General features: G+C 73.0%; 16 protein-coding genes. 6 read left to right on the top strand and 10 right to left on the bottom strand.

What is annotated here, in order from left to right; genetic code table 11:
* Positions 1-4: 4 nt before the first annotated feature.
* Both ACIGXW_RS04090 and ACIGXW_RS04085 read left to right on the top strand, forming a co-directional pair.
* Positions 5-1552 (top strand): MFS transporter, encoded by a 1548-nt coding sequence (locus tag ACIGXW_RS04090; protein WP_399569540.1) that lies wholly within the window; start codon positions 5-7, stop codon positions 1550-1552.
* Positions 1553-1704: 152 nt separating this feature from the next.
* Positions 1705-2763 carry a methyltransferase gene (locus ACIGXW_RS04085; RefSeq protein WP_399569538.1) on the top strand — a complete coding sequence of 353 codons (1059 nt, stop codon included), beginning with the start codon at positions 1705-1707 and terminating at the stop codon, positions 2761-2763.
* Here ACIGXW_RS04085 and ACIGXW_RS04080 read toward each other — a convergent pair.
* A complete protein-coding gene (locus ACIGXW_RS04080) occupies positions 2741-3424 on the bottom strand; it encodes a dioxygenase (protein WP_399569536.1) in 684 nt (227 codons plus the stop codon). The genes ACIGXW_RS04085 and ACIGXW_RS04080 overlap by 23 nt on opposite strands.
* A gap of 36 nt (positions 3425-3460) precedes the next feature.
* The gene (locus tag ACIGXW_RS04075) at positions 3461-4423 is read right to left on the bottom strand and encodes an AraC family transcriptional regulator (protein ID WP_399569534.1); all 963 of its coding nucleotides are present in this window, start codon (positions 4421-4423) and stop codon (positions 3461-3463) included.
* Positions 4424-4588: 165 nt separating this feature from the next.
* On the opposite strand from ACIGXW_RS04075, the gene ACIGXW_RS04070 reads away from it, so the two are divergent.
* The gene (locus ACIGXW_RS04070) at positions 4589-4726 is read left to right on the top strand and encodes a hypothetical protein (protein WP_399569531.1); all 138 of its coding nucleotides are present in this window, start codon (positions 4589-4591) and stop codon (positions 4724-4726) included.
* Between the two features lie 13 nt (positions 4727-4739).
* Here ACIGXW_RS04070 and ACIGXW_RS04065 read toward each other — a convergent pair whose 3' ends face one another.
* From ACIGXW_RS04065 to ACIGXW_RS04050, 4 genes are all read right to left on the bottom strand, one after another.
* The gene (locus ACIGXW_RS04065; RefSeq protein WP_399569529.1) at positions 4740-5279 is read right to left on the bottom strand and encodes a PadR family transcriptional regulator; all 540 of its coding nucleotides are present in this window, start codon (positions 5277-5279) and stop codon (positions 4740-4742) included.
* A gap of 24 nt (positions 5280-5303) precedes the next feature.
* Positions 5304-7325 carry an FAD-dependent oxidoreductase gene (locus tag ACIGXW_RS04060; protein WP_399569526.1) on the bottom strand — a complete coding sequence of 674 codons (2022 nt, stop codon included), beginning with the start codon at positions 7323-7325 and terminating at the stop codon, positions 5304-5306.
* A 121-nt stretch (positions 7326-7446) separates the two neighbouring features.
* Positions 7447-7785, bottom strand: coding sequence for a CU044_2847 family protein (locus tag ACIGXW_RS04055; RefSeq protein WP_071965996.1), 339 nt, complete (start codon positions 7783-7785; stop codon positions 7447-7449).
* A 30-nt stretch (positions 7786-7815) separates the two neighbouring features.
* A complete protein-coding gene (locus ACIGXW_RS04050; protein ID WP_399569524.1) occupies positions 7816-10671 on the bottom strand; it encodes a CHAT domain-containing protein in 2856 nt (951 codons plus the stop codon).
* A gap of 186 nt (positions 10672-10857) precedes the next feature.
* On the opposite strand from ACIGXW_RS04050, the gene ACIGXW_RS04045 reads away from it, so the two are divergent.
* A complete protein-coding gene (locus tag ACIGXW_RS04045; RefSeq protein WP_071966389.1) occupies positions 10858-11094 on the top strand; it encodes a DUF5133 domain-containing protein in 237 nt (78 codons plus the stop codon).
* Positions 11095-11137: 43 nt separating this feature from the next.
* On the opposite strand, the gene ACIGXW_RS04040 is transcribed toward ACIGXW_RS04045, so the two are convergent.
* Together ACIGXW_RS04040 and ACIGXW_RS04035 are read right to left on the bottom strand one after the other, a co-directional pair.
* On the bottom strand, positions 11138-12016 hold the full coding sequence (locus tag ACIGXW_RS04040) for a sigma-70 family RNA polymerase sigma factor (protein ID WP_399570810.1): 879 nt from the start codon (positions 12014-12016) through the stop codon (positions 11138-11140).
* 107 nt (positions 12017-12123) lie between these two features.
* The gene (locus ACIGXW_RS04035) at positions 12124-13059 is read right to left on the bottom strand and encodes a nitroreductase/quinone reductase family protein (protein ID WP_399569522.1); all 936 of its coding nucleotides are present in this window, start codon (positions 13057-13059) and stop codon (positions 12124-12126) included.
* 457 nt (positions 13060-13516) lie between these two features.
* Between ACIGXW_RS04035 and ACIGXW_RS04030 the strand changes: the two genes are divergently transcribed.
* A complete protein-coding gene (locus tag ACIGXW_RS04030; RefSeq protein WP_399569520.1) occupies positions 13517-14842 on the top strand; it encodes a diacylglycerol/lipid kinase family protein in 1326 nt (441 codons plus the stop codon).
* Between the two features lie 6 nt (positions 14843-14848).
* Here ACIGXW_RS04030 and ACIGXW_RS04025 read toward each other — a convergent pair whose 3' ends face one another.
* Entirely contained in the window at positions 14849-15961 is a 1113-nt protein-coding gene (locus ACIGXW_RS04025; RefSeq protein WP_399569518.1) for an FAD-dependent monooxygenase, read from the bottom strand.
* 159 nt (positions 15962-16120) lie between these two features.
* Between ACIGXW_RS04025 and ACIGXW_RS04020 the strand changes: the two genes are divergently transcribed.
* Positions 16121-17059 carry a TetR/AcrR family transcriptional regulator C-terminal domain-containing protein gene (locus ACIGXW_RS04020; protein WP_399569515.1) on the top strand — a complete coding sequence of 313 codons (939 nt, stop codon included), beginning with the start codon at positions 16121-16123 and terminating at the stop codon, positions 17057-17059.
* 18 nt (positions 17060-17077) lie between these two features.
* Here the strand turns inward: ACIGXW_RS04020 and ACIGXW_RS04015 are convergent, their stop codons facing one another.
* Entirely contained in the window at positions 17078-17434 is a 357-nt protein-coding gene (locus ACIGXW_RS04015; RefSeq protein ID WP_071966384.1) for an MmcQ/YjbR family DNA-binding protein, read from the bottom strand.
* Positions 17435-17439 lie beyond the last annotated feature (5 nt).

Below are 17439 nucleotides of genomic sequence, written 5' to 3'. Positions count from 1 at the left end.
TCGGATGCGTAAATGGCTGCCGCTCGTAGCGGTGTGCCTGGGAACGTTCATGTTGCTGGTGGACGTCACGATCGTCGTCGTGGCCCTGCCCGACATGGCCGGAAGCCTGCACACCTCGTTCGCGGACCTGCAGTGGGTGATGGACGTCTACGCGCTGGCGCTCGCGGCGCTCCTGCTGGGCGTCGGTTCGCTGGCCGACCGGATCGGCCACCGCCAGGTGTACGTGGCGGGTCTGGCGCTGTTCGCGGCCGCCTCGCTGGCCTGCGGGCTGGCGACGGGTCCGCTGGCGCTCATCGCCTTCCGCGGTGTGCAGGGCATCGGCGGGGCCGCCATGCTCGCGACGACCACGGCGCTGATCAGCAGCATCTACCAGGGCAGGGACCGCGGGGTGGCGTTCGGCGCCTGGGGAGCCGTCAGCGGCGCCGCCTCGGCGGCCGGTCCGATCATGGGCGGTCTGCTCACCGAGCACCTGGACTGGCGCTGGATCTTCTTCGTCAACCTCCCCATCAGCGTGCTCGCCGTCGCGATGACGCTGCGGTTCATCGTCGCAGCGCCCGCCCGCGGCACCCGGGCGGTGGACCTGCCCGGCATGGCGACCTTCACACTCGCGGCGGGCACCGCGACCTACGCGCTGATCAAGGGCAACGACAACGGCTGGACGTCCGGCACCACCCTGGGCCTCTTCGGGCTCGCCGCGGTGGCCCTGCTCGCCTTCCTCGCGATCGAGGCGCGGCGCGAGCAGCCGCTGCTGGACCTCGCCCTCTTCCGCCGGGGCTCGTTCTCCGGGCTCATGATCGCCGCGGTGCTGCTGTCCGTCGCCGCGTTCTCCTACCTGGCGTACACCTCGCTGTGGCTCCAGTCCGTACGGGGCATGGGGCCGGTGGCGGCGGGCCTGACGTGTCTGCCCATGAGCGCGGCCGCGTTCCTCGTCGCCTCGCTGTCGGGCCGTTTCCTGCACGGCGTCTCGCCCCGCTGGACCATCGGGGTGGGCATGCTGCTGATCGGTGCGGGCGCGTTCCTCCAGGCCGCGATCGGTGCGGAGTCCACCTGGACCGTGCTGGTCGCCGGTCTCGCGGTGACGGGCGTCGGCGTCGGGCTCGCCACCCCCATGCTCGCGTCGGCGGCGATGGGGTCCGTCGGCCCCGAGCGCGGCGGGATGGCCAGCGGCGCCGTCAACACCGCGCGCCAGCTCGGCAACGCCCTGGGCATCGCGATCCTGGGCGTCGTCTTCCACGCCGGGATGACGGGCTCGCTCCGTGACCACCGCGGGGCTTCCGTGCCCGATCCCGCCGCCATGGCCGACGCCCTGGCGGGCGGCCAGGCCGGCGCGGTGATCGCGCACGCGGCCTCCCCGGACCGGGCGGTGGTCGGACGGCTGGTGCACGAGGCCTTCGCGGCCGGCCTGCAGCAGACGTTCCTCGTCTCGGGCACCCTGGGCGTGCTCGGCGGCCTGGTGGCACTGGCACTCGTCCGCCGCCCGCCCCAGCCCGCGGCGCAGCGGCCGCAACAGCCCACGGCGCGGGCGGAGCCGGCGGAGCTCGCCCGCCGGTGACGGACACGCGGCCATTGCCACCGCAGCATCATCAACTTAGGCTTACCTAAGCTTGCTTGACGACGGCGGTGCGCACGCGCGCATCCGACCTCGCCATGCCGTGCGCCGGTGACCGGCGCACGGCGGCGCCATTACGGGAAGGGGCTCGCGGAATGAGCAGTGCGGAGCGCGACACGAAGCGGACACCGGTGGGCTGGCAGGAGCGCAGCATCGTGATGCAGCTCGCCTTCGGGCAGATGAGCACGCACGTCCTGGGCGTGGCCGTGCGCCTGGAGGTCTTCGACCGGGTGGGCGACGGCGAGCTGACGGCCGCCTCTCTCGCCGACGACCTCGGCACCCACCCCCAGGCCATGTACCGCCTGCTCCGCGCGCTGGCCGGTCTGCGGCTGCTGACGGAGACCGCGCCGGGCACCTTCGCGACCACGCCGGCGGGCGATCTGCTGCGTTCCGGCGTTCCGGGCACGCTGCTGTCGGTGGCCCGGGTGTTCACCGATCCGTCGATGACGCGCGGTTGGGAACTGCTGGAGCAGAGCGTCCGTACGGGCAGGACCGGGTTCGACGCGGCCTTCGGCACGGACTTCTTCGGCTATCTCAAGGAACACCCCGCGCTGTCCGCGGAGTTCAACGCGGCGATGGGCCAGGCCACGCGGGTGGCGGCGGACGTGCTGCCCGCCCACTACGACTTCGGCCGCTTCGGCACCATCGTGGACGTGGGCGGTGGCGACGGCACGCTCCTGTCCGCCGTGCTGCGCGCGCACGCCGGGCCGCGGGGCGTCGTCTACGACACGGCGGAGGGGCTCGCGCAGGCCCCCGCCCGGCTGGCCGACGAGGGGATCGCCGACCGCGTCACCCTCAGGGTCGGCGACTTCTTCGCCTCGGCACCGGCGGGCGGGGACCTCTATCTGCTCAAGAGCGTGATCCACGACTGGAACGACGAGCAGTGCGTCACCATCCTGCGGCACATCAGGGACGTCATTCCCGCCGACGGCACCCTCCTGATCGTCGAGCCGGTCCTGCCGGCCGTCGTCTCCGGCGAGACCACCGAACTGGCCTATCTCAGCGATCTCAACATGCTCGTGAACGTCGGTGGCCGGGAGCGCACCGCGGACGACTTCGCCGCCCTGTGCTCCGAGGCGGGCTTCAAGCTCGGCGGCATCACGCCGCTGCCGCAGCCGAACGTCTTCCAGCTCATCGAGGCGACCCCGGCCTGAGCGCCGCTCCGTCGACGACGAAGTCGAACGTCGCCTCCTTCGCCGGGCCGGCCTGGCGGACGTTCATCAGCAGCGCGGGGTGGAAGATCGGGTCCGTGTTGTTGCGGGGCTCACCGGGAAAGTAGAGCTGCGTGGTGAGGACGGGGCCGCCGGGGGCCTGGACCTTGACATGGAGGTGACGAGTGCGGCTCGGGTAGAGCCCCGGGACGATCGTGGTCAGGGTGAAGGCGCCCCGGGCGTCGGTGTACTGATGTCCCCTCAGCCGGAAGCCGCGGTTGTCGTAGGCGCCCGCGTCGTCCGCCTGCCAGAAGTCCAGCAGGGCGTGCGCGACCGGGCGGCAGGTCAGCCCGAAGACGTAGCCGCTGACCGTGAGCCGGGTGCCTCGCGTCCCCGGCTCCAGCAGGGAGGCGCGCTCGGGAGAGCGGGGCTTGAAGTACGGGCCCTCGGTCTGCGGCGGCGTCGGGTCGTCCCCGTCGTCGCAGAACGGCGTCGGGGACGGGGGCGGGTCCGAGGGCCGGTGGTCGCGTGCGAGGGCCACGCCGCTGCCGAGCAGCGCGGGCAGGGGAACGGCGACGAGTGCCGCCTTGAGCAGGGTCTTCCGGCTGACCGCCCGCCGTCCCGCCGGCTCCGGGTCGCCGTTGCCGGGGTGTTCGTCCGCCATGGTCTGCCTCCTGGGGTGAGTGGCTCGATGACGAACCTAGGGAGCCGGGCCGGGCGGATCGATGGACTCCGTTCGGTTTACGTGGTGATTCCCGCGGGTACCTCCGCCGGCCGCCGCGCGCCGGAAGTCGCCCGGGCTGACGCCGGTCTCCCGCCGGAAGAACCGGCAGAAGTACGCGGGGTCCGCGAACCCCACGCGACGTGCGACCTGGCCGACGCCGAGAGCCGAACCGGTCAGCAGCCGCTTCGCCTCCAGCGTCCGGGCCGCGCGCACCAGTTCGCCGGGCGTACGGCCCGTGGCCTGCTTCACCGCCTCGTTCAGATAGCCGACCGAGACCCCCAGGCGCGCCGCGTACGCCCCGACCGCCCCCTCGGCCCCCGCCGTCTCGGTGAGCAGCCGGCCGAACTCCCGGGAGACCTCGGCGGCCCGGCCCGTGCCCGTACCGGCCCCGCGCGCCCCGGGCAGGCGCAGCGCCCGGACGAGCAGGATGTGCAGGTAGGCCTCCAGCACGGAGGCGTAGCCGTCCGCCTCGGCGGTGTACTCCCGCCCCATCGACCGGACCAGCGAGCCGATGCCGGCACGGTCGCCACCCGGGCCGTCGGGCCCGGGCGGCAGGTGGAACCAGGACCGCTCGCCGAGGGCCCGCAGCAGCTGCCGGTCGCCCGGGCGGCCCAGCAGGAAGTCCTCGGTGAAGAGCATCAGCACGCCGCGCAGGTCCGACACTCCTTCCCAGAAGTGCACTTGGCCGGGCAACAGGAAGCACAGGTGCGGTGGGCGCAGCGGCCGGCGGACGAGGTCGATGACGTGGGCCCCGGAGCCGCCGGTGACGTAGACGATCTCGTAGAAGGTGTGCCGGTGGGGGTAGCCCGCCCGCGCGTCGGGGCCGAGGGCGTCGAAGGACCCCATGGCGAACGGCGGGAGGTGCGGCGGCGGTATCCGCAGGCGGTGCAGGGGAACGGGGTCGGCGGACGACGCGTCGTCGCGCGTACGGGTGTTCATGCCCGGGCCCCTTCGCCGGCGCGGCCCGGGCGGAACCGTCTCGGCCTCGCCATGCCCTCAACGCTAAGGGGTCGCCGCGGATTCGGAAATGCGGACGGTGGTGGCCAGGGGACGCTTCAGGGACCCTTGGTGAAGGCCGCGACGTCCGCCAGCAGGGCGCCGTTCGTGAGGAATCCGACGCGCGGGCTGGAGAAGCTCACCGGACGTTCGCTGCGGGATCCGTGCACGGTACGGGATTTCGGCGCCGCTCTGCGGGCCCTGCGGGTCCTGCCCGAGGAAGTGCTGCCGCGCGACGCGTCCTGACGCCGTCGCCGCCCTACTCCCGCTCTCCCTCGATCTCCGCGAGCGCGTCCGTCAGCCAGGAGATCCAGAAGGTCTCCAGGCCGATGCCGCCGCGGAGCACGAGGTGGCGCAGCCGGTCCCGCTCGGCGTCCCGCTCCGGCGGGAAGTCGTGTTCCTCGATGGTCTCGTACTCCGCCAGCTGCGCCCGGTGCAGGGCGAGATGGCGGCGCAGTTCGGCACCGAGGCCTTCCGTGCCGACGACGCCGGCCGCGCGCATGCGCAGCAGGAGGGCTTCGCGTACGGGTTTGGGGTCCTCGGAAGCGGCGACCCATGCGGTGAGTTCGGCGCGGCCGGCGGGCAGGACCTCGTACTCCTTCTTCTGTCCCCGGGTCGGTTGTCCGCAGGGCAGTGCGCGGATGAGTCCCTTCTCCTCCAGCCTGCCCAGTTCGCGGTAGATCTGCTGGTGCGTGGCCGACCAGAAGTAGCCGATCGACTTGTCGAAGCGGCGCGTCAGCTCCAGCCCCGACGACGGCTTCTCGAGCAGCGCGGTGAGGATGGCGTGCGGCAGGGACATGCCCGCAATCCTATGCTTCGCGGGTCAGAGGGCCGCGGCGAGTTCGGTGCCCTGGCGGATGGCGCGCTTGGCGTCGAGTTCGCCGGCGGTGTCGGCTCCGCCGATGAGGTGGACGGTGTGCCCGGCCGCGCTCAGCTCCTCGTAGAGATCGCGGCGCGATTCCTGCCCGGTGCACAGCACGACCGTGTCGACCGGGAGGGTCGTGGCGGTGCCGTCGACCGTGACGTGCAGGCCCTCGTCGTCGATGCGGTCGTACGTCGCGCCGGCGATCATGGTCACGCCGCGGTGCCTGAGCTCGGTGCGGTGGATCCAGCCGGTGGTCTTGCCGAGGCCGGCGCCGACCTTGGTGGCCTTGCGCTGCAGGAGGTGGACGGTGCGCGGCGGCTTCGGCCGTTCGGGAGCCCGCAGGCCGCCCGGCGTCCGGTAGTCGGTGTCGACGCCCCAGGCGCGGAAGTACGTCTCGGGGTCCTGGCTCGCCGCGTCGCCGGCGTCGGTCAGGTACACGGCGACGTCGAAGCCGATGCCGCCCGCGCCGATGACCGCGACCCGCTCGCCGACGGGGGCGCCGTCGCGCAGGACGTCGAGGTAGCCGACCACGCTTGGATGGTCGATGCCGTCGATCGCGGGGACGCGCGGGGTGACGCCGGTGGCGACGACGATGTCGTCGTAGGCGCCGGGTGCGAAGTCGTCGGCGCTCACGGGGGTGTTCAGCCGGACGTCGACGCCGTGGGCCCGCAGCTGTACGCGGAAGTAGCGCAGGGTCTCGTCGAACTCCTGCTTGCCCGGGATCTTGTTGGCGATGTCGAGCTGTCCGCCGATGTCGCCCGCGGCGTCGAAGAGGGTCACCGCGTGTCCGCGCTCGGCCGCCGTCACGGCGAACGCCAGCCCGGCCGGGCCCGCCCCGACGACGGCGAGGCGCTTGCGGCGCCGGGTCGGCAGGAGGACCAGTTCGGTCTCGTGGCAGGCCCGGGGGTTGACCAGGCAGGAGGTGATCCGGCCGCTGAAGGTGTGGTCGAGGCAGGCCTGGTTGCAGCCGATGCAGGTGTTGATCGTCTCGGGACGTCCCCGGCGGGCCTTGTCGACGAAGTCGGGGTCGGCGAGGAAGGGCCGTGCCATCGAGACCATGTCGGCGTAGCCGTCGGCGAGCAGTTGCTCGGCCTTGTCGGGGGTGTTGATGCGGTTGGTGGTCACGAGCGGGATCGAGACGGAGCCCATCAGCTTCCTGGTGACCCAGGCGTAGGCGCCGCGCGGCACGGAGGTGGCGATGGTGGGGATGCGGGCCTCGTGCCAGCCGATGCCGGTGTTGATGATCGTCGCGCCGGCCGCCTCGACCGCCCGGGCCAGCGTGATCACCTCGTCCAGCGAGGATCCGCCCGGTATCAGGTCGAGCATGGACAGCCGGTAGATCACGATGAGGTCCGTGCCGACGCGTTCGCGCACGCGGCGGACGATCTCGACGGGGAAGCGGATGCGGTTCTCGAAGGAGCCGCCCCAGCGGTCGGTGCGGTGATTGGTCGCGGGCGCGATGAATTCGTTGATCAGGTAGCCCTCGGAGCCCATGATCTCCACGCCGTCGTACCCCGCGCGCCGCGCCAGCCCTGCGGCCCGAACGAAGTCCTCGACGGTCCGCTCGACCTCGTCGTCGGTGAGGGCGTGCGGGGTGTGCGCGGAGATGGGGGCCTTGAGGGCGCTGGGTGCGACCAGGTCCGCGTGGTGGGCGTAACGGCCGAAGTGCAGGATCTGCAGCGCGATCCTCCCGCCTTCGCGGTGCACGGCGTCGGTCACGACCCGGTGCCGCTCCGCCTCGGCACCGGTGGTCAGCGCGGCCCCGCCCGCCCAGGGCCGGCCCGCCTCGTTCGGCGCGATGCCGCCGGTGACGATCAGCCCCACTCCGCCGCGCGCCCGCTCCGCGTAGAAGGCGGCCATCCGCTCGAAGCCGTTCTCGGCCTCTTCGAGGCCGACGTGCATCGACCCCATCAGCACCCGGTTGGGCAGCGTCGTGAATCCGAGGTCCAGTGGACGCAGGAGGTGCGGGTACTGGCTCACGACGTGTTTCCCTCTTCCCTCGGCTTCGCGCCGGTCCGGTGGAACGGCCCTGGTTCCCGAAGCGAGGCTACGACCCGCGGAGGCTTTGTGCAACCAGTTGCATAACCGGGATCACCGGTCGTCACGCAGGGCCCGCACCGCCCTCCCGGCGCCAGGTCAGGGACACCAGGAAGTTGGCGGAGGCGCCGCCCTTGGCGATGTACGCGCCGACTTCGGCGTGCAGGTCGATGCCGAACTCGACGCGGATCTCGTCGGGCGTCTGGGCGGCCGACCGCAGGTGCGCGACGACGGCCTGCACGGCGGGCTCCACGCGGTGGACGGCGTCCTCGAAGGTCTGCTGCGCCGTTTCGATGACCGCGCTGTCCCGCATGCCGCGGGTCACCGGGCCGGCGGCCCGTTCGCTGACCTCGACCAGTACCGCGCCGCTGCCCTCGGCGGGAAATTCGACGAGCTGCCCCATCGGCTTCTCCTTCGCTTCTCCGGTGGCCGGCTAGAGGTCGCCGACGGGCCAGATCCTGATGGTGCGGTCATGACTGCCGGTGGCGAGCCGGGCGCCGTCCGGGCTGAACGCCACGGCGAGCACCTTGTCGTCATGGCGGACTTCCAAAAACTTGTGGCCGGTGGTCGCGTCCCAGACCCGCGCTGTCCGGTCGTCGCTGCCGGTGGCCAGCCGGGTGCCGTCCGGGCTGAACGCCACCGCGAACACCGTGCGACCGTGGCGCAGCTCGAGCATCCGCTCCCCCGTGGCCGCGTCCCAGATCCGTGCGGTCCCGTCGTGGCTGCCGGTGGCCAGCCGGGTGCCGTCCGGGCTGAACGCCACCGCGAACACCGCGTGGTCGTGCGACACCTCGAGCTCCTTCTCCCCCGTGGCCACGTCCCAGATCCGTGCGGTGCTGTCGTGGCTGCCGGTGGCCAGTCGCTCACCACCTGGGTCGAAGGCCACGGCGAACACCGCCTGACCGTGACGCACCTCGAGCACGTCCTCCCCCGTGGCCACGTCCCAGATCCGCGCGGTCCTGTCGTGGCTGCCGGTGGCCAGCCGCCCGCCATCGGGGCTGAACGCCACGGCCAGCACCGCCTTGTCCAGACGCACCTCGCACACCCGCTCCCCCGTGGCCGCGTCCCACACCCTGGCGGTGTGGTTGTCGGCGCCGGTGGCGAGCCGGGTGCCGTCGGGGCCGAACGCCACCGCGTACACCCAGTGCAGCTTCGGCACCCCGGCCTCGACCTCCAGCAGCTCCTCATCACCGCCAGAGCCGTCGTAGACGCGGGCCCACGCGGCGGAGCCGCCGGCGGCGATGCTCCGGCCGTCGGGATGCCAGGCGAGTGCGTAGACCTCGGCAGCGAAGTCGATGCGCCCGAGCTCGGCCGGGTGCGCGGCGAGCTCACGCCGCGCACGGTCGGCCAGTTCGGCGTACTCGCCGCCGGCGTCCGGGTCCACGGCCGTCAGCTCGGCGACCGCGTCCCGTACGCGCGCCCAGTCGCCGGCGGCCTCCTGTTCCTCCAGCGTCGTACGCAGCGCGGCGACACGATGGCGGCGCAGGCAGACCTCGCCCCGCCGGGCGGCGTCGCGGTATCCGCCGTCGGCGGTGGCGAGTTCACGGTAGGCGTCGGCGGCGGCGCTCCAGTCCCCGGCGTCCTCGGCGGCACGGGCCCGGGCGTACCGGCGCTCCAGGCCGGCCACCCGCTCGGCCTCGCGTCCGGCCTCTTCCAGCGCCCGGCGGGCACGGGTGGCCAGTCCGTCGGGGTCGGTGACGGACGGATCGAGGCGCTGGAGTTCCGCGACGACGTCGAGGACGGCCTGCCACTGCCCGTTGTCCGCGTGATAGCGCAGTTCGGCCTCGAGGTCGGCCGTGCGCCGGCGGGCCCGGCACGACTCCCGGCGCGCGGCGGCGTCGCGGTAGTCGGGCTGCGTCCCGAGGACCTCGGTGTACGCCTCGATCGCGGCCGCCCAGTCGCCGGCGGCCTCGGCGACCGTGGCCCGCTCGTACGCCCCGGCGAGCCGGCACTGACGGGCGGCCGTGTCGCGCAGCTCCGCCGCCTCGCGGTTGTCCGGGTCGAGGGTGAGCAGGTCGTCGAGCAGGGCGACGGCCTGGTCGGGGTGGCCGACGCGCAGTTCCGCGTGAGCCATCACCTGCAGGGCCCGCAGCTGCGCCTCGCGCCGCTTGCCCTCCTGCGACAGCTCCGGTGCCGGGGGCGAGGGGCCGGTGCCGGCTGCGGCCGGGGGTTCCGGGGCGGGAGGCGGTGAGGTGAAGGTGAAGAGGCGGGTGGTGTCGCCGCGTACGTACAGCACCGGGGTGATCCATTCCAGGGCGGTGCGGCCGCAGCCGAGCATCGCGACGCGTGCGCTCCTGGCCGCCTCGTCGATGCGGCGGCCCCCGGCGAGCGAGGTGTAGAAGCCCTGGGCGAAGCGGACCGCGGCCCGGTCGCTGACCGTGAACTGCATCGCGGCGACCGCGCTGATGCCGCTGCGGACCAGTGCCGCGCCGGTGCTGGAGAAGACGTCACGGGTGCCGCCCTGGGCCGAGGCGCAGGAGTTGAGCACCACCAGCCGGGGAGTGGGGTCGGCCTCACCGAGCAGGTCCACCAGCCGGGACGCCTCGATCATGTCCGGGCCGCCGCTGTCGTCCACCAGGGCGATCAGGCCCTCGTCGGCCTCGGCGTCGTAGTCGCCGTGCCCGATGAAGTGCAGGACGTGCCACTCCCCCTCCTGCAACCGCGCGTACACGCTGTCCCAGCTCGCGTCCGGCAGCCACGTCACCTCCACCCGGCCCGCCGCCAGCTGTCCCGCCAGCGCCTTCTCGAGCCGGCCGCGCTCGGCGTCGGTGTCCAGCGGGGGCAGGCCGCGCGGTGAGGCGATCAGCACCAGGATGCGCAGGGGCGGCTCCACCCGCGGCGGCTCGGGGGTGTAGAGGGCGGGGACGTGCCGGACCAGGGGTTCGTGCCTGCACAGGTAGGCACCGGCCTCCGGGTCGAAGAGGGTCTCCCACGGCAGCAGCGCCAGCTCCGGCGAGCCCAGCCGCAGCACGATCCGCAGCCGCTCCCGCCGTTCCTGCGCCACGCCCAGGCTCGCCCGGTAAGTGCCGTAGACCGGGCCGGCGAACAGCGCCTTGAACAGCTGCTGCCCCACCTGCCGCACCGGTTCCTCACCGGGGGGCACCACGCGCCGCGCCCCCACGGAGGACGCCAGCACGGTGGCCTCCAGCTCGGCGCGCCGGGCCAGGAGTTCGTCGACGTCCAGCAGCAGCGCGGCCTCCGGCTCCCCGCCGGCCGCCGCGCGCACCACCCGTACCTCGTATTCGCCCGGGCGTTTTCCTGAGATCTCCAATTCGAGGTCAGTGGCCATGGCCACCCCTTCCCATGCCCTCATGGTGCGGCCACGGCCCCGCCCGGACCAGGGCGGTTAGCCCAACCGGGGCCGGGGGCGAAGGGCCTTTCGACCGGGGCGCGAGGAAAGAGGGGGGCATGGGACGGCGGTGCGCGGGCAGGCGCACGGGCGATGTCGTGTGTGTTTCCTCAGGAGGAGAGATTCATGCTGCTTGCCCACCCTGCCGTGCTCGACGATCTCATCCAGCGCTACACCGCCCTCGAGCACGCGCTGGAGTCCGGGAACGCGGGACCCACCACGCGGCAGAGGCTGGCCGACGTCGCCTACACCCTGTGCGTGTCCACCGGCACCCGGGACATCGACACCGCCCTCGTCGCCGCGCGTCACCGCCTTCCCGGATCCCGTACGGGGGACGACAGCGCGCTGACCTCCACGGTCTAGCGCGCACGCCGTCCCCCGGGTGACCGTGCGTCACCCCGCCCCGTCAGTCGCCGAGGACCGTCAGGTCCAGCCGGCCCAGGCGCTCGGGGTCGGTGAGGATGTCGATCTCCACGATCCTCCCGTCCGTGACCGTGAACGCCATGACCGAGACCGGGACCCCCGCCGAGACCGCGACGACTCCCGCGGCCCCGTTGACGGTCGCGGGGTGCGCGTACTCCGCGAAGCTCGCGAAGGTGAGCGCGCCTCCGGCCACGTTCGCCGCACCGCGCACCACGGTCCCCGGGCGCAGGGCGCCGCCGTCGGAGCGGGCCACGACCTCCGGGTCGAGGACGGCGACGAGCGCCTCGAAGTCGCCTCCGCGGGCGGCGGCGAAGAAGGCGTCGACGACCTCGCGCTGCCGGGCCAGGTCGGTGTCGGGCACCGGGGCCGCCCCTTGCACACGGCGGCGGGCCCGGCTGGCGAGCTGCCGGGCCGCAGCCGGCGTGCGGTCGACGACGGTGGCGATCTCGTCGAAGGGCACGGCGAACATGTCGTGCAGAACGAAGGCGAGCCGCTCGGCGGGGGCCAGGGTTTCGAGGACGACGAGCAGGGCGATGCCGACCGAGTCGGCCAGCAGCGCCTCGTGCTCGGGGTCGACGCCCCGCGCCCCGCTGACGACCGGGTCGGGCAGCCGCACCTCGAGCGGCTCCTCGCGGCGCGAGGAGCGCGAGCGCAGGAGGTCCAGGCACACCCGCCCGACGACGGTCGTCAGCCATCCGCCCAGGTTCGCGACGCCGTCGGTGTCGGAGCGGCTGAGCTTGAGCCAGGCCTCCTGCACGGCGTCGTCCGCCTCGCTGAGCGAGCCGAGCATCCGGTAGGCCACCGCCCGCAGATGGTACCGGTGCTCCTCGAACCGCCCCGCCAGAAAATCTTGTTCGTTCATCCGCCGCACTCTCTCGTCGTGTTCCGTCATCGCCATGACGAACCGGACGCGGCCGATGTAACAGGACAGGGGCGGCCGTGCGAACCCGTAGGGATACGGGTCGTTGATCACTCCTGGGACCGTCCGCCGGCCGGGACCGCCGCGGGCGGCGCCGGCGGGAAGGGGACGTCGGCCAGCACGGGCAGCAGCCACTCCTCCTCGTAGTCGAGGTGGGCCACCAGCTCCTTCGCCATCCGGTCCAGCTCGGCGCGGAAGCGCCGGGGGTCGGCGGTGGTGATGTCGGACAGCAGGGCGAGGAGTTCGTCCTTGATGCGGGACACGGTCCGGTGTTCCTCGCTCAGCCGGTCCAGGGGCTCCCGCAGGTGGGGGTGGTGCTGGGCCAGGGCGGGGAAGACGTGGGCGTCCTCGCTGGTGTGATGGAACGTCAGGGAGTCGCAGAAGGCGAGGCAGTGCTGCCGGATCTGCAGTCCGAGCCCCGGCGACGGCGGCTCTCCGGGGCCCCGGTGGTCCGCCCGCGCCGCGAAGTGGGCGTCGACCTCGGCGCGTACGTGGCGCAGCTGTTCGCGCAGCCACGTGTGGACCTCCAGGAGCTTGTCGGCGAGGGTGCGGACCTCGCGGGGCCCTCCTCCCCCGTGCTCGGGGCGTTCCAGCACCACGACCGGCAGGGTCCGGGTGGTGCGGCTCTGGTAGTCGCCGTATCCGGGCTCCGTGCGCACCACGTGCTCGAACAGCCGCTCACGCCGGGCGCCCTCGGCCGGGACGGCGACGGCCTCGAACTCCTCGGTGCCGATCTCGACGCCGACCGCGGGGTGGGCCAGGAGGTTGTGGTACCAGGCGGGATGGCTGGGGGCGCCGAGGTTGGACCCGACGACGAGGAGCAGGTCGCCGTGCCGGACGTAGCCCAGCGGAACGGTGTGCGGCAGGCCGGACCTGGCGCCGGTGGTGGTCAGCAGGAGGAGGTCGCCGCCCTCGAATGGGCCGCCGACCTTCCCCTCGTTGGCTCGGAACTCCTTGATGACCTGCTGGTTGAAGGACAGGGGCATGCTGCGTGGATCTCCAGGGAGGGTTGCGTGGGACCGCGACGGTGCGCGGGTACGGGTTCCATGGCGACGGGCGGCGCCGGTACGGGGCGGCCGTCGGCCAGGCGATGGCGTACGGAAGTCAGGCGGCGGTGCCGGGCACCGTTCGGAACAAGGGACGACGTGCGGACGCGTTGATGTCGGCTGACGTCAGATGCGGGGTGCGGAGTATGAACTCATGGCATGGGTCCCTCGGTGAAAGGTGCTCGCTCGGCTGCCGGCCTGCCCACTGCTCTTCGGCCGGCACCGCGCTGCACGCCCCTCATGAGAACATCTGTGTCACAGCCTGTCAACGCCGCAGCTCACAGCGGGACATGGGATCCCGTGCGCGCGCCGGGCGCCGCCTGACCCACGGCCCCGGCGGGGGAACGGCGGCGGCCGCCGGTGCGTCCTTCAGGTGTCCGCGGCGATGGGGGGAACCATGGACGAGGGTCGTCTCGGTGCGCACGGTCCCGTGGCGCAGCGCCGGGCCGCGCGCCTGGCGGTCGCGGCGGCCACGGCGGGGGTGTTGCTGCTGCTCCTGGTCGCGGGCGGCCGGAGCATCGGCCTGGTCGGCATCGGCGGGTCGGCCGCCACGGCGGCGGGGCTGTGGTGGGCGCTGACTCGACGGGGCCTGGCGCGGGTGTGCGCCGCCGGCCTGGCGGTGGCGGCGCCGGCCATGGTGTTCGCGTTCTACGTCGCGGCGGGGCTGCTCTGGCTCGTCGTCGTCATTCTCGTGCTGTGGGGTGTATCGGTGTCCGCGGGCTGGGCCGCGCTCGCCGCGGACAACACCGCGCCGGCGACCGCGCGCGGGTGTCCCGTCCCGCCGCCCAAGCGCCCCTTCCTCATCATGAACCCCCGCTCGGGCGGGGGAAAGGTGGAGCGGTTCGGCTTGCGGGAGAAGGCGGAGGCGCTGGGCGCCGACGTCGTGCTCCTCGACCCCGGCCGCCCCCAGGACGTCGTCGCGCTCGCGCGCGACGCCGTCGCGGACGGCGCGGACCTGCTGGGCGTGGCCGGTGGGGACGGCACGCAGGCGCTGGTCGCGGGCGTCGCGGCGGCGTACGGGGTGCCGTTCGTGGTCATCACGGCCGGCACCCGCAACCACTTCGCCCTGGACCTCGGGCTCGACCGGGACGAACCGTCGAGGTGCCTGGACGCCCTGACGGACGGGGTCGAGTTCCGTGTGGACCTCGGACGCGTCGGGGAGCGCGTCTTCGTCAACAACGCCTCGTTCGGCGCGTACGCGGTCGTGGTGCAGAGCCCCGCCTACCGCGACGACAAGGTGCGCACCACCCTGCAGCTGCTGCCCGACGTCCTGACCCGGCATCACGGGCCGCGGCTGACCGTCGCCGCCGCGGGCGTGACCCTCGACGCCCCGCAGGCGGTGCTGGTCAGCAACAATCCGTACCGGGTCGGCGACCTGGCGGGGCTCGGCCGGCGGGAGCGGCTGGACGGCGGCGTACTGGGGCTGCTGGGCGTCAGGGTCGACAGCGCGGCGCAGGCGGCGGCCATGCTGCGCGGGCGGCGCGCGCCCGGCCTGACCGTCCTGACCGCACGCGAGATCCTCGTCGACGCCGACGAGCCGGTGGTGCAGGTCGGTGTCGACGGCGAACCGCTGACCTTCCCCACGCCCGTGCGCTGCAGGATCGAGCCCCGGGCGCTGCGCGTACGCGTTCCGCGCGACCGCCCGGGCGTCCCCCGGATGCGGCCGCGGCTGAACTGGCGGCGGCTGTGGGCCCTGGCTCTTGCGAGGGGCCCGGTCAGGTGAGCCGGGTCAGTCGTCGAGCGAGATGCCGTTCTTGGCCTTCTCGAGCGACTCGTCGGCGGGCATTCCCCCCGGATTCTCCGTGGCGAGCGCCTGGTTGAGCTCGGCGAACGGGCGCATGCGGGCCTCGTAGCGGGCGAACGCGGCCGCGTGGTCGTCGCCGTGCCTGCCGAGCTCGTCGGCCAGGATGTACGCGCCGACGAGGGCCAGGCTCGTGCCCTGGCCGGAGAGCGGCGAGGCGCAGTAGCCCGCGTCGCCGACCAGCGTCACCCGGCCGGTGGACCACCGCTCCACGTGGATCTGGGCCATCGCGTCGAAGTAGAAGTCGGGCGCCTCCCGCATGGCCCGCAGCAGCCGCGGCGTCTCCCAGCCCACATGGGCCAGCCGGTCCGCCATGATCGTCTTCTGCTGTTCGAGGTCGCGGTGGTCGAAGTCGATCGGCTCGGACGTGAAGCCGAGCGTGGCCCTCAGCTCGCTGTTGTCGCGCACGGGGTAGAGGCAGTAGCCGACGGTTTCCTCCTTGAGCCAGAGCTCCCAGTGGTCGAGGTCCAGGAAGTTGTCGGTGCTGAAGACCGTCAGATAGGAGCCGAGGTGGCTGGCGAAGCGCTCCTCCGGGCCGAGGGCCAGCCGGCGCACCCTCGAGTGCAGGCCGTCCGCCCCCACCACCAGGTCGAAGGTCCGCGCGGGGCCCGTCTCGAAGCCGACCCGGACGCCGTCCGGCTGCTCGTCGAGCGTGGCGATGGAGTCGTCGTAGAGGAATTCCACGTCCTCGGCGAGGGCGCGCCGGTGCAGCATGCGCGTGAGGTCCTCGCGCAGCACCTCGATGTCCGCGCCGTCCAGCCGGCCTCCGCTGTACGTCATCTCGGTGGAGCGCCACAGCTCGTTGCCCTCGCTGTCGAGCATCGCCATCCCGCGCAGCCGGGTGCGGGCGTTCCGCGCCTCGTCCAGGATCCCGGTCCGCTCGAGGACGTCGAGCGCGACGCCGCGGACGTCGACGGCCTGGCCGCCGGGGCGCAGGGCGGGAGCGCGCTCGACGACGGTCGGCGCGAAGCCGTTGCGACGCAGCCAGTAGGCGAGGGTGAGGCCGGCGACTCCGGCGCCGGACACGAGGACGGTCTTCATGGGAAATCCCCCTTCAGTACGCTGTACGCCACTGAATGTACGACGTACGCACAGCCCTGCCAAGTGCCCCTTCAACAGCACTGAACTAGTACAGATCCGTCCTCCGCAGCCGTCTCCGCTGCTAGCCTCTGTACTAGTACAGGAGTAAGGGAGCCGATCATGACCGGGAAATTCGTTCCGCCGTATCTGCGCATCGCCGCCGAGCTCCGCCGGCGCATCGCGAACGGCGAACTCGCTCCCGGCACCCGGGTGCCGTCCACGCGACAGATCGCCAAGGAGTGGAACGTCGCGCTCGCCACCGCCACCAAGGTGCTGACCACCCTGCGCCAGGAGGGACTCGTACGGTCCCAGCCGCGCGTCGGCACGGTGGTGGCGGCCCCGGACCGGGCTCCCGGTGCGGCGGCCGCGGCCCCGCTCGTCCCGGCGACCGACCACGAGCTGACCCGTGAGCGCATCGTCCGCGCAGCCGTCGACATCGCCGACGCCGAAGGGCTGGCCGCGCTGTCCATGCGAGGGGTCGCCGCGCGGCTGGGCGTCGCCGCCATGTCGCCCTATCGCCATGTGAACAGCAAGGACGACCTGATCTTCCTCATGGCGGACGCCGTCCTCGCCGAGGCGACCTACCCCGCCGACACACCGGCCGACTGGCGCGGCCGCCTGAAGCTGGGCGCCCGCTCACTGTGGGCGCTGCACCGCGCGCACCCCTGGCTCGCACACATCGGGCCCCTCACCCGCCCGCTGGCGCTGCCGCACCTGATCGCCTACTCCGACTGGATGCTCGGCGCCCTCGACGGCCACGGCCTCTCCCCCACGACCATGCTCAACCTGAACGTGCTCCTCTACAGCTACGTCCAGGGCACCGCCGTCCATCTCGAGCGGGAGGCCCAGGCCGCGAGCGCCACCGGGCTGTCCGAGGACCAGTGGATGGACTCGCAGTCGGCGGCCTTCGACGCCCTGGTCGCCTCCGGCCGGTACCCGACGTTCGCCAAGGTGACGGGGGCCTTCGCCGACGGGGGCTACGAGCTGCGTCTGGACGAGGTGTTCGAACTCGGCCTCACGTCGATGCTCGACGGTCTGGCGGCTCTGATCGAGGGCTGACCGGCCGTTCCCGGCCTCTCAGTCCGAGCCCGGTGCCTCGGGCAGGGCGTCGGCGAGGCGCTCGGGTGCCGCCTGCTTCCAGGAGTCCACGAGAATGTCACGCAGCTCGTCCAGATCCTCCAGGGCGGCGAGCCGTACGCGCACCCACGCCGAGCTCGCCTCGTGCGGGGGCACCCAGAACTTCTCCGGCTCAGCCGCGATGAGCTCCGCCCGTTCGTGCCGGGGACAGCGCACCGCGAAGGACGTCTCGTCGTCGGGGATCGTGATGTACATCTTCCCGGCGACGCGGAACGTCGGCATGCTCCACGCCTCCTTCTCCACGGTCTCCGGGAGGGACATCGCGATGCGACGGACGTCGGCGGCGGTGATGATCATGGCTC

Source organism: Streptomyces sp. NPDC053079 (assembly GCF_044546695.1).
GTDB lineage: Bacteria > Actinomycetota > Actinomycetes > Streptomycetales > Streptomycetaceae > Streptomyces.
Note: the sequence above shows the minus strand (reverse complement) of the source record. Positions and strands in the feature narration are given on the sequence as shown.